The organism is Marinobacter sp. UBA2498, assembly GCF_002341575.1.
Lineage (GTDB): Bacteria > Pseudomonadota > Gammaproteobacteria > Pseudomonadales > Oleiphilaceae > Marinobacter > Marinobacter manganoxydans.
This window is the reverse complement of record NZ_DDOI01000036.1, coordinates 51,010-61,290: the sequence shown is the minus strand read 5'-3', so window position 1 is coordinate 61,290 and position 10,281 is coordinate 51,010. Positions and strand designations below refer to the sequence as shown.

Genomic DNA, 10,281 nt, shown 5'->3' with positions numbered 1-10,281 from the left:
TTGATGATCTTGTTGTCGTTCAGGTGCTCGGGCAGCGAGTGGTTGCCGCTGTCACCGGTGCTCATCAGGATCGAAAGAGTGCCCAGGGGTTCGGCCTTCTTGCCACGCACGATGGGAACACCTTTCTCGATCACCTTCGGGCTGGCATCGCCCAGCAACTTATCGATGTTGCGGATGGCCTGACGGCAGTCAGCGGCCACGGCTTGCTTGCCGGATTTGAGGCTGTCGAGTTCTTCGAGGACCGTCATCGGGATGATGACATCGTGTTCTTCAAAGTTGAGGAGGGCGTTCGGGTCGTGGATCAGGACGTTGGTGTCGAGGACGTACATCTTTCGGCGAGCTTGCGGTGCTCTGGGCATAAGTGGCGCTACCTCTCTGGTGGCTCAGTCGTTATCGGCGCAGCGTTGCGTGAGTTCCTCATCCGAGATCACTTTCAGCATATCGTAAGTCGTTATGATGCCGGTAATTTTTGAATCATTGGTGACAAAAATCCGGTGCAGGTGCTCGCGCATCATGATATTCGCAATGTCGCGCACCGGCGTCTTCTCGTCAACCGATAAAACGATGGGGGTCATGATGTCCCGGACTTCTACCGGCACCTTGCCCATTTCCTCAAAGATCACCATTCGCAGGCGTCGGGCTTCCTCCCGCTCTTCGGGAGTCAGATGCCGGTCCGCATCGGAGCGCGTGGCGTTCCAACGGAATTCGGTGATGTCTTTAAGAGTGGCAATGCCGACAATTTCGCCGTCGTCATCGGTGACGGGGCTGCCGGTTATCTCGTTGTCGGTGAGGAAGCGGGCCAACCGGTCCATGGTCCAGGATTGCGGGACGGCCTTGATGCTGGGTGTCATGATCTCGTAGGCGAGAACGGTCATTGATCTGGGCTGCCTTCTAGAGTCCTTTCATAAAGCTTAGCGCGTGATACTCCGCGCGTCATCCCTTACTGTGCGCCGGGACTCAGGGTTTGTTCATGCGAAGGCCGGTCAGTTGGCCCTGCTCGTCATAAACCAGTTGGTACCCCTGGTACTTTTTACTGTTGGCAACGCGTTCCAGCGCTTCCATCGACCTCACGGGAATATCCACCAGCAGGGAGTTCACCAGCCAGCCGGGTAGCGCTCCGTTGGGGTCCGTGTGCTGGACCCACACCATCCGGGTGCTCTCCCCCTCTGGTGTGAACCGGTACAGGGTGTCCGAGCGATCGACTCTCACCCGGCTGCTGTTTTCCGCCCGCTGATCGGGCATGGCGTTCAGATCCATGACGATCTCACCGGAGGCCTGATCACCCCGTGTGCGTATGCGCAGGACATAGTCGCGGTCAGTAACCGGCCAGGGCATGTCATTCACGGAATAGGCAAAGCGATCTTGAAACACGCCATTGCCAAACCCATGGGATTCGGTGCAGTTGTGCACCCACTCGATGCAGGAACCGGGGTTGGCCATCACAGCCATCAGGTTTTCGATAGGCGCGTCGAGCACCGCCACGGCCTTGAAGGCCTTGAAGCTGGAGCCTGGCTGCTCGATGGTATAGACCCGGATGTGATCGGCTTCCTTGCGTAGCGTCCACGCCTCGTCGCTTTCACTGGGCAGTTCAGCACGGGCACTGGCGGCAACGGCAAACACCAGCAACGCACAGACCAGCCCACTGAGCACCGAGGCCCAGCCCGTAATGCCATGGGCTATGCTCTTTCTCATAGGGTACACTTCCTTGCAGATGGTGGGCCGAGTCTAGCATGGGGCTTTTGCCGGCATGGCCACGGAAACAGTGGATTGTGAACCAGGTAGCGACCTGTTGATTTGGTAACCGAAATTGGCCCGATCTGACGACGACTATGACCATTAAGAAACTTATCAACGGCAAAGGGCAGGTGATTCCGGGACTGTTGGATGAACCGGTAGAAGAGATCAACTATCTGGACTATGACCTGCGTACGGTGATGGACCGCCCGCGTTCAAAGCTGGCAAGACGCTGGCGGTTCAACCAGTTCCAGTTTGTCAGCGCCATGGGCCCGGGTTGGGTGTTTGGTCTGGCGGTGGTGGATCTGAAACTGCTGGGCAGCGGATTCTTCTATCTCTATGACTTCGAGACTGGCCAGATGTTGGAGCAGTCTTTCCTTCAGCCATTGGCCCGGCAAACCTGCATTGAGCCCCGGCCAGAGGAAGGGGTGACAAGGTTCAGCAAGGGCGACGTAGCCGTGCGAATTGCGCCTTCCGCGGATGGCCGGACAATTACGGTCTCGGCCCCGGGAGGTATCCGTATTGAACTGACGCTTTCAGAGGATCGGGACCCGCTCCGGCTGGTATGCCCGGCCGGCTACAATGGCTGGGTATTTACCCGCAAGTCGGCAGGCTTGCCGGTGGAAGGGGAAGTGCGCTGGGATCATCGTATCTGGCGCTGCGACGAGCAGACTCGGGGATCCATCGATTGGAGCTGTGGCTTCATGCGCCGAGAAACAGCCTGGAACTGGGCCTGCCTGGCTGGCCAGCTTGCGGATGGCCGGTCCGTGGGGTTGAACCTTGCCGCAGGGGTCAATGAGACGGGAATGACAGAAAATGCGCTCTGGCTGGATGGTGTCTGCCACAAACTGGGCGCGGCAAGGTTCCGTTTTGATCGCTATCAACCAGGCGGCGACTGGCATGTGAGTACGGAGGATGGTCGGGTCGATCTGCACTTTGTCCCCGCTGGTGTGCGCAAGGAAAAACTGGACGCCTGGGTACTGGCATCCAACTTCCGGCAGTACGTGGGCTCGTTCAGTGGAACGGTGACGGATGAGGCTGGCGGAAAAATTGAGGTTAAAGGTCTGCGGGGCCTGATGGAAGACCACTTTGCGAGGTGGTAAGAAATGGCCTGTCCCACCCGGGACAGGCCAGATAAAGCGGGTTATCGCTCCGGTAGCGTGACGTTCAGCTCCAGTACCGAGCAGCTCTCGTTGCGGTCTACCTCAACCTGAACCATGTCGTCGCTGATCTGAACGTACTTGCGAATGACTTCCAGCAGCTCCTGCTGCAGTTGGGGCAGGTAGTCCGGCTGATCACGCTGGCCCCGCTCGTGAGCCACGATAATCTGGAGGCGCTCTTTGGCCACGCTGGCGGTGTTCTTCTTTTTACCCTTGAAGTAATCGAGGAAACTCATCCCTTAGCCCCCCTTGAACATCCGTGAGAAGAAACCCTTCTTCTGGGACGTCATGAAACGGTGTTCCCGTTCCTCTCCCAGAAGGCGTGCAACCGCATCATCGTAGGCCTGGCCGGCATCGCTGTCCTCTTCGAGGATAACCGGCAAACCCTGGTTTGAAGCGTTCAGAACAATCTGGCTTTCCGGAATGACGCCCAGCAGAGGGATCGCGAGGATTTCCTCTACGTCCGCCACGGACAGCATCTCGCCCTTTTCGACACGGGACGGGTTGTAACGGGTCAGGAGCAGGTGTTCCTTGACCGGATCCTGCCCCATTTCGGCTCGACGGGATTTGCTCTGCAGAATGCCCAGAATGCGGTCCGAATCCCGGACGGAGGATACTTCGGGATTGGTGACCACAATTGCCTCATCGGCATAATACAGCGCCATCAGCGCGCCATGCTCAATGCCAGCGGGGGAGTCGCAGACGATGTAATCGAAGGTCTCGGAAAGCTCGTTGATGACCTTCTCGACGCCATCTTTGGTCAGTGCTTCCTTTTCCCGGGTCTGGGAGGCCGGAAGGATGTACAGGGTATCGACCCGCTTGTCGCGGATCAGCGCCTGGTTCAGGGAGGCTTCGCCCTGGATCACGTTTACGAAGTCGTACACCACGCGACGCTCGCAGTTCATGATCAGGTCCAGGTTACGCAGGCCCACGTCAAAATCGATGACTACTGTCTTGTGGCCTCGCTTGGCAAGGCCGGTGCTGATCGAGGCGCTGGTGGTGGTTTTGCCAACGCCGCCCTTTCCTGAGGTAACGACAATAATTCTAGCCAAGGTTCTGTTCCTGTTTCTCGGTGGATTCGTCGTGTCTGCCGAATTATCCGGTCAAGTTATTGTATTCAGCTCCAAAATCAGGCCTTGTCCAGTGGCGTTACCACCAGCAGGTCGTCCCTGAGCTGGATTTGCACAGCGCTTTTCCAGCCATTGTCCTGAAGATCTTCGGAGATTTTATAGTGTCCCGCGATGGACACAAGCTCCGCTTCCAGGGATTGACAGAAAACCCGTGCGGATTCTGCGCCATGGATGCCGGCCAGTGCCCGGCCCCGAAGCGGGCCGTAAACATGGATGTTGCCCGCCGCGAGCACTTCGGCTCCGGCCTGCACCGGCGCCAGGATAACCAGGTCACCTTCCGGTGCGTGGATCTGTTGGCCGGAGCGGACCGGCTGGGAGATGATTTTGGCCGGAGGTGGGTCACCAGCAGCGCTTGTCGAGGCTGCAACAACTGCCGCTTCCGCTTCGTCCGCGGCCGCGGCCGCCTGTTCGGCTTCATGGGTGCGATCCCGCTGGCCGTTACCCGGCAGCAGCGCCAGTGCGGCGCCCCGGGCCAGGCGGCGCTGGTCGTCGGTGCCACCGCGAACGCCAATCACATGGATGTGGTTACGCCGGCAGGTGCCGATCATCTTGAAAAAATCCAGTTCACTGTCCAGTCCCTGGTATTTCTCAAGGCTGATGATCAGCGGAATATCCTTGAAGAACCCGGGTGCCTGGCTGATCTTGTCTCGCAGTACTTCTTCAAATTCGCTGTCGTCAAAATAATAGAGCTCCAGGGCTGTCATGGACACGCTGGCGCTTTTTAGCTGAAAACCCTGTTTTACCCCGGAGGTGGCGGTATCGCTCATGAAGGAGTCTCTTCCCTGGTCATGTTGTCGGTTGGGTTCGGGCGCTGCCGCAGTGGCACGCCTTCGAAGCGGATGCCTGACCATCCTGTACTGATAAACTGGCGAATGTTGCCGTGGCTCTCGCCGGTCGGATCGTCCAGAACCTGTTGGTAGTGCTCGGCAAACAGCTTGAGCGTGTCCACTTCGCTCAGATTGCAGTACTGGCCCAGACCAAAGATCCGGCAGGAGCCGGCATTCTCGCCTTCTGCATTTACCAGCGGGCCATTGCGGAAGCCGCAGGGCTGGTACTCGAAGTGCTGTTCAATCAGGGCCAGGGAATCTTTGAAACTGGCGTGGCCAGCGTCCAGGGATGCCAGGTGAATCCTTACGGCATCGTTGACGCTCATTATTTGTGTTCCTGCTTGGGGCCTGTCTGATAGAGCGCCTTCCAGTCCTCGTACGGCATTCCGTAGATTTCTTCACGGGCCTGGGGATCTGAAATCTCGAAACCACGCTCATTTGCCTCTGCCAGATACCACTTGGACAGGCAGTTGCGGCAGAAGCCCGCCAGGTTCATCAAGTCGATATTCTGGACGTCGGTGTTTTCGCGCAAATGCCTGACCAGTTTACGGAAGGCTGCGGCTTCAATTTCGGTGCGTTCTGCTTCAGGAATCGGGTTGCTCATGGTGGCCTCGCAATGGTTGATGCGCCGGTTGTTGGGGTTCCTGACATTCTCTGCATGTTAGCTTAAGATACAAGGCTGTATAAATGTACAGAAAGTCGACGCGAGCCCTCTGATTATGCCACAACGCAAGATCATCCATGTGGATTGTGACTGCTTCTACGCGGCCGTGGAGATGCGGGACGATCCCAGCCTACGGGATGTGCCGCTGGCGGTGGGTGGCGATGGCGGTCGGGGCGTGGTGACTACCTGCAATTACAAGGCCCGGGCGTACGGTGTGCGGTCGGCGATGCCCGGCAGCGAAGCGCGACGGCTCTGCCCGGGGCTGGTGACGGTGCCAACAGATATGGGCCGGTATCGGGCGGTCTCACAGCAGGTGATGGCTATCCTGCGGGAACTGACAGACCTGGTGGAACCGCTCTCTCTGGACGAGGCCTTTCTGGACGTCTCCGATGTGACCGATCACAAGGGCAGTGCCACGCTTATGGCTCGCCACCTTCGGGAGAGGGTGCGCCAGGAAGTCGGTATCACTATTTCCGCCGGCGTGGCGCCCAATAAATTTCTCGCAAAGATTGCCAGTGACTGGGAAAAACCGGACGGGCTGTTCGTGATTCGCCCTGAGGACGTTGGGAGTTTCGTGCAGGCGTTGCCTGTCGAAAAACTGTTCGGAGTGGGGCAGGTGACCGCCTCGAAACTGCATGCTCTGGGGGTCAAGACCTGCGGCGACATGCAGGCGCTCGGGCCCGATGTATTGATTGATCGGTTCGGCAAGCAGGGCTATCGACTCCACGAGATGGCCCACGGCCGGGATGAGCGGGCGGTGGTGGTATCGCGGATTGCCAAGTCGGTAAGCGTGGAACGAACGTTTTCCCAGGATTTGCCAGATATGGCCGCCTGCCAGACCGTCATGGCCTCACTGGTTGCGGATCTCAACCTTCGCCTGTCGCGCAAGGCCCGCCGAAAACCGATCCACAAACTCTTCATCAAGATCCGCTACAGTGATTTTTCAACCCATACCCTTGAGCGGGTTCGTGAGCAGGTCAAAGAGCCGGCTCTGGATGATTATCTGCCACTGCTGGCTGAGCTGGTCACTAACCGGGAGCGGCCGGTGCGGCTGCTGGGTCTTGGTGTGCGTTTCCGCAATGATGATGCGCCGGTTACCCAGTTGCGTCTGTTCGATTAGAAGTGCAGCCAGCTCATGGCCGCGTAACCCATCAGGCCACCGATCAGGGCGCCGGCAGCGACATCGCTGGGGTAGTGCAGGCCGAGCACCACCCTCGATGCCGCCACACTCAACGTAAACGGAAGCACGATGAGAGCCAGCGCCGGTTCCGCCACGGTCAGCATGACCTGAAAGCAGGCAGCGTGCAGCGTGTGGCCGGACGGGAAGCTGTAGCGGTCCAGGGGCGGTGTGCCGCAGTTGATGGCGGGAAAGGATATAAATGGACGTTCACGGATGAGCCAGCGCTTCAGTAACTTGTAACTGAGGGTGCAGGTGAGGCCGGTCAACGCCATAAGCAGTGCCAGCCCTGGCCCGGATTCCGGTCGGAGAAAGGGGATGAACAGAATCAGTGCGTACCAGAACCAGCCGTCGCCGAGTCGGCTGACCAGTCGGAAATACCCGAGGGCGGGCCGGAACTGAACAGCGCGGTTAATAGACTGGCAGAAAGCGACTTCCCGCTGGTCTGCCAGTTCAAAGAAGCGAGATGCTTTGCTTGTTGATGGCATGGTATCCGGCCTTTGCGGTTTGGTTGAAAACCAGTTGTTCAAATTGTTCGATCTGCGAGTTCCAGTTCTGTTCCAGAGCGTCCAGCCTTGCCTGGGCCCTGATCCGGTTCAGCAAGGTTGGTTGATCGGCCAGGCGGAGAGCGCTGTCGACGTATGCTTCATCCTCGTCCAGAGGCACCTTCATGCCGTTTTCTTCGTGGCGTATGTGTTCGGCTGCGGCGGCGTCGTCAAAGCTGACGACGCCCAGTCCGCTGGCCATTGCCTCCAGCACCACGTTGCCGAAGGTGTCGGTTTTGCTCGGAAACAGGAAGAGGTCGCCTGAGGCGAAATGGCGTGCCAGGTCGTCGCCCCGGCGGGTGCCGCAGAACACGTAATCGGGGTGGCGTTCAGCCAGCTGGCGCCGTAGCGGGCCGTCGCCAACCAGTATGAACCTGGCCTGGGGGTGAAGGCCGCGAATACGTTCGAAGCAGGCAACCGCCATCCGAAGGTTCTTTTCCGGTGCAAGCCGGCCGACATACAGAATGGCGCGGTCATTGGCCTGTAAGCCCCAGGATTCCCGCAGTGCGCTGTCTCGCTTGTGGGGAGTAAAGCGATGACAGTCCACGCCCCGACTCCAGAGGCCGGTCGCCGGAATACCCATGGCGCGGGTTGTCTGCTGCATTTTTCGAGTCGGCACCAGGGTGATGGCCGTGCGGTTGTGGAACCATCGACCGTAGAGGCACAGCAGCCTCTCCAGCATGCCGACGCCATAATAACGGCTGTAACTGTGAAAATTTGTGTGGAAGCCCGAGCTGACCGGAATCCCTATCTGCCTTGCGGCTGTGGTCGCCGCAACGCCCAACGGGCCCTGAGTGGCAACGTAGACGGCATCGGGGCGGTCAGTGGTCAGGAGCTTTTTCAGATGGCCGGTTCGGGCGAGGCCAAAGCGCAGGTCGGCGTACCCGGGTAGCGGCAATCCGGTCACCACATGTTCACGGGAGAAGAGTGCCTCGCCAGCACTGGCAAAGTGGCCTTTGCGCTCATGCTGCTGTCGCGGCCGTATAACCGTTACCCGGTGCCCACGTTGCATCAGCCCCTGGCAAAGCTGCCTGAGCGTGTTTGCCACGCCATTGATTTCCGGCGGAAAAGTCTCCGAAACAATGGTAATGTGTTGTGAGCGCCGGTTGGCCTGCATGGTCTCGGTCACGGTGTTTCCTGTGCTTCCTTTGACATGCCCCTACTATGAAAAGCCGGCATGACAGTTATGCGACACTCCCGTGACATTCCCTTTACCCGTTAACCGAACCGAATCGGAGACGATATGCAAACGCGAAAGCTTGGAAAGACCGATCTCGACGTTACCCTGATTTGCCTGGGCACCATGACCTGGGGGGAGCAGAACACCGAAAAGGAAGCATTTGAACAGCTGGATTACGCAGTCGCCGAGGGTATCAACTTTATTGATGCCGCAGAGATGTACCCTGTGCCGCCCCGGGCGGAAACCCAGGGGCTGACCGAGACCTACCTGGGAAACTGGCTTGCAAGCAGGGGCAACCGCAACGAACTGGTAATTGCGTCGAAAGTGGCGGGACCGGGCAACGGACTGAAGTACCTGCGTAATGGTCCGCGCCTGACCCGGGATCATATTATGGAAGCCTGCGACGCCAGCCTGAAACGCCTGCAGACCGACTACATTGATCTGTACCAGGTGCACTGGCCGGATCGCAGCACGAACTTTTTCGGCAAGCTCGGTTACGAGCACAACCCGGAAGAATCTTTCACGCCGATCGAGGAAACACTCGAAGCGCTGAATGATCTGGTTCGGTCCGGGAAGGTCCGGCACATCGGACTGTCCAATGAGACGCCCTGGGGCACCATGGAGTACCTTCGTCTGTCCGGCGAGAAAGGCTGGCCGAGAGTGGCCAGTATCCAGAATCCCTACAACCTCCTGAATCGTTCATTTGAGGTGGGGATGGCGGAAATTGCCCACCGGGAACAGGCCGGTTTGCTCGCCTACTCACCGCTGGCTTTTGGCATGCTCTCCGGCAAATATCTGGGCGGCAAGTGGCCTGAAAAAGCCAGAATGACCCTGTATGAGCGTTTCAGTCGCTACACCGGCAGTCGTGGCATGGATGCCACCCAGGCCTATGTTGAGCTGGCTCGGCAGAACGGATTGTCTCCGGTCCAGATGGCGCTGGCTTACGTGAACAGCCGTAGCTTTGTGACCAGCAATATCATCGGAGCAACATCCATGGAGCAGCTGCGGGAAAACATAGGGTCCGCAAAGGTCACCCTGAGCCCCGAGGTACTGGAAGCGATAGAGGCCATTCATCAGGAATTCACCTACCCCTGCCCCTGAGCCCGCCGGCTTGGTTGGCTTGAACCCCCGGCTGAGAGGCGCTGGCCGGGGGTGCTGTTACAGTCTGAAATATCGGGGATCATAAATTGACAAAAAGATGCTGATGCCGTGACAAAAAGTCGGCGTCTTTGTGTGCAGATTCACATTTTTCCGGCTCTTAATCATTAGACTTAAGCCTAAGGTATCCGTAGACTCCCGTGTCGGAAAAAAGGTCTCAGGCAGTGTCATGATTATTCGAATCTTTGTTGCGTTACTCGCTCTCAATCTTGTTGCTTTCGTCGTTCGCGCCGAAGCATCCGAGCGCGTCTTCGAACAGGTCGAAAGCAAGACAGCCAGCGAGCAGATTTTCGAAATCCAGGAACGGGTTTCCGGTGATTTTGACGAGGACAGTTCCGATGCGTTTGCCGAAATCGGTTCCCGCCTGCTGAGCCTTACCTTCACCCGTTCGAAGCACTCCGGCAAGCATTATGCGTCAGATCCGGCCCAGGCCGACCATGGCATTGCGCTCCTGAACGAGGGTGCCTGCCTGAACCTGAAGTGGAACTTCTGAACCCCGCAATTCCCCGCACCCGGCAGTATCATCAAACCCCAGAATCATGATCTGGCGCATTGTCTGTGCCCGATGCTCGTGTGATCATCTCCGTTAACATGCTGATTAGCCAATAAGGAGCTTGGTAATGGCGGGTGATAGAGGGCAGTTATCAAATGATGTGAACGCCTGTGTTGACGAGGTGATTCGCCGGGTTGGCAAGGAGATTACTCT

General features: G+C 58.1%; 14 protein-coding genes. 4 read left to right on the top strand and 10 right to left on the bottom strand.

What is annotated here, in order from left to right; translation table 11 throughout:
* The 3 genes from B2W52_RS04025 to B2W52_RS04015 all read right to left on the bottom strand — a co-directional run.
* The coding region (locus B2W52_RS04025; RefSeq protein ID WP_286801446.1) for a PIN domain-containing protein at positions 1-359 on the bottom strand (359 nt) is incomplete at its 3' end.
* 24 nt (positions 360-383) lie between these two features.
* On the bottom strand, positions 384-875 hold the full coding sequence (locus B2W52_RS04020) for a CBS domain-containing protein (RefSeq protein ID WP_008176308.1): 492 nt from the start codon (positions 873-875) through the stop codon (positions 384-386).
* 82 nt (positions 876-957) lie between these two features.
* Entirely contained in the window at positions 958-1,692 is a 735-nt protein-coding gene (locus B2W52_RS04015) for an START domain-containing protein (protein ID WP_008176305.1), read from the bottom strand.
* A 137-nt stretch (positions 1,693-1,829) separates the two neighbouring features.
* Between B2W52_RS04015 and B2W52_RS04010 the strand changes: the two genes are divergently transcribed.
* Positions 1,830-2,837: a DUF2804 domain-containing protein gene (locus B2W52_RS04010; RefSeq protein WP_008176303.1), complete on the top strand. Its 1,008-nt coding sequence runs from the start codon at positions 1,830-1,832 to the stop codon at positions 2,835-2,837.
* A gap of 41 nt (positions 2,838-2,878) precedes the next feature.
* Here B2W52_RS04010 and minE read toward each other — a convergent pair whose 3' ends face one another.
* The 5 genes from minE to B2W52_RS03985 form a co-directional block, all read right to left on the bottom strand.
* Positions 2,879-3,130, bottom strand: coding sequence for a cell division topological specificity factor MinE (gene minE / locus B2W52_RS04005; protein ID WP_008176301.1), 252 nt, complete (start codon positions 3,128-3,130; stop codon positions 2,879-2,881).
* Positions 3,131-3,133: 3 nt separating this feature from the next.
* Positions 3,134-3,946 carry a septum site-determining protein MinD gene (gene minD / locus B2W52_RS04000; RefSeq protein WP_008176299.1) on the bottom strand — a complete coding sequence of 271 codons (813 nt, stop codon included), beginning with the start codon at positions 3,944-3,946 and terminating at the stop codon, positions 3,134-3,136.
* Between the two features lie 77 nt (positions 3,947-4,023).
* Complete coding sequence (minC, locus tag B2W52_RS03995) at positions 4,024-4,791, bottom strand: septum site-determining protein MinC (protein WP_286801438.1); 768 nt, start codon at positions 4,789-4,791, stop codon at positions 4,024-4,026.
* A complete protein-coding gene (locus B2W52_RS03990) occupies positions 4,788-5,177 on the bottom strand; it encodes a HopJ type III effector protein (RefSeq protein WP_014576244.1) in 390 nt (129 codons plus the stop codon). The genes minC and B2W52_RS03990 overlap by 4 nt, the downstream gene beginning before the upstream one ends.
* Positions 5,177-5,455 carry a DUF1244 domain-containing protein gene (locus B2W52_RS03985; RefSeq protein ID WP_014576245.1) on the bottom strand — a complete coding sequence of 93 codons (279 nt, stop codon included), beginning with the start codon at positions 5,453-5,455 and terminating at the stop codon, positions 5,177-5,179. The genes B2W52_RS03990 and B2W52_RS03985 overlap by 1 nt, the downstream gene beginning before the upstream one ends.
* A gap of 115 nt (positions 5,456-5,570) precedes the next feature.
* Here B2W52_RS03985 and dinB point away from each other — a divergent pair, with 115 nt between their 5' ends.
* Complete coding sequence (gene dinB, locus B2W52_RS03980) at positions 5,571-6,635, top strand: DNA polymerase IV (RefSeq protein ID WP_092030294.1); 1,065 nt, start codon at positions 5,571-5,573, stop codon at positions 6,633-6,635.
* Here the strand turns inward: dinB and B2W52_RS03975 are convergent.
* Together B2W52_RS03975 and B2W52_RS03970 are read right to left on the bottom strand one after the other, a co-directional pair.
* A complete protein-coding gene (locus B2W52_RS03975) occupies positions 6,632-7,180 on the bottom strand; it encodes a phosphatase PAP2 family protein (protein ID WP_062785572.1) in 549 nt (182 codons plus the stop codon). The genes dinB and B2W52_RS03975 overlap by 4 nt on opposite strands.
* Positions 7,146-8,354: a glycosyltransferase family 4 protein gene (locus B2W52_RS03970; protein ID WP_008176287.1), complete on the bottom strand. Its 1,209-nt coding sequence runs from the start codon at positions 8,352-8,354 to the stop codon at positions 7,146-7,148. The genes B2W52_RS03975 and B2W52_RS03970 overlap by 35 nt, the downstream gene beginning before the upstream one ends.
* A gap of 126 nt (positions 8,355-8,480) precedes the next feature.
* Between B2W52_RS03970 and B2W52_RS03965 the strand changes: the two genes are divergently transcribed.
* Both B2W52_RS03965 and B2W52_RS03960 read left to right on the top strand, forming a co-directional pair.
* Positions 8,481-9,518, top strand: a complete 1,038-nt coding sequence (locus B2W52_RS03965; protein WP_008176285.1) for an NADP(H)-dependent aldo-keto reductase — start codon at positions 8,481-8,483, stop codon at positions 9,516-9,518.
* Positions 9,519-9,744: 226 nt separating this feature from the next.
* Complete coding sequence (locus tag B2W52_RS03960) at positions 9,745-10,068, top strand: hypothetical protein (protein ID WP_008176283.1); 324 nt, start codon at positions 9,745-9,747, stop codon at positions 10,066-10,068.
* The last annotated feature ends 213 nt before the right edge of the window (positions 10,069-10,281 follow it).

Bases quoted from the DNA above. Each gene is read 5' to 3' on its own strand.
- B2W52_RS03965 (WP_008176285.1), top strand. From the start codon at position 8,481: ATGCAAACGCGAAAGCTTGGAAAGACCGATCTCGACGTTACCCTGATT.
- B2W52_RS03985 (WP_014576245.1), bottom strand. From the start codon at position 5,455: ATGAGCAACCCGATTCCTGAAGCAGAACGCACCGAAATTGAAGCCGCA.
- B2W52_RS03975 (WP_062785572.1), bottom strand. From the start codon at position 7,180: ATGCCATCAACAAGCAAAGCATCTCGCTTCTTTGAACTGGCAGACCAG.
- minC (WP_286801438.1), bottom strand. From the start codon at position 4,791: ATGAGCGATACCGCCACCTCCGGGGTAAAACAGGGTTTTCAGCTAAAA.
- B2W52_RS03990 (WP_014576244.1), bottom strand. From the start codon at position 5,177: ATGAGCGTCAACGATGCCGTAAGGATTCACCTGGCATCCCTGGACGCT.
- B2W52_RS04010 (WP_008176303.1), top strand. From the start codon at position 1,830: ATGACCATTAAGAAACTTATCAACGGCAAAGGGCAGGTGATTCCGGGA.
- dinB (WP_092030294.1), top strand. From the start codon at position 5,571: ATGCCACAACGCAAGATCATCCATGTGGATTGTGACTGCTTCTACGCG.
- minE (WP_008176301.1), bottom strand. From the start codon at position 3,130: ATGAGTTTCCTCGATTACTTCAAGGGTAAAAAGAAGAACACCGCCAGC.
- B2W52_RS04020 (WP_008176308.1), bottom strand. From the start codon at position 875: ATGACCGTTCTCGCCTACGAGATCATGACACCCAGCATCAAGGCCGTC.
- B2W52_RS04015 (WP_008176305.1), bottom strand. From the start codon at position 1,692: ATGAGAAAGAGCATAGCCCATGGCATTACGGGCTGGGCCTCGGTGCTC.
- B2W52_RS03960 (WP_008176283.1), top strand. From the start codon at position 9,745: ATGATTATTCGAATCTTTGTTGCGTTACTCGCTCTCAATCTTGTTGCT.
- B2W52_RS03970 (WP_008176287.1), bottom strand. From the start codon at position 8,354: ATGCAGGCCAACCGGCGCTCACAACACATTACCATTGTTTCGGAGACT.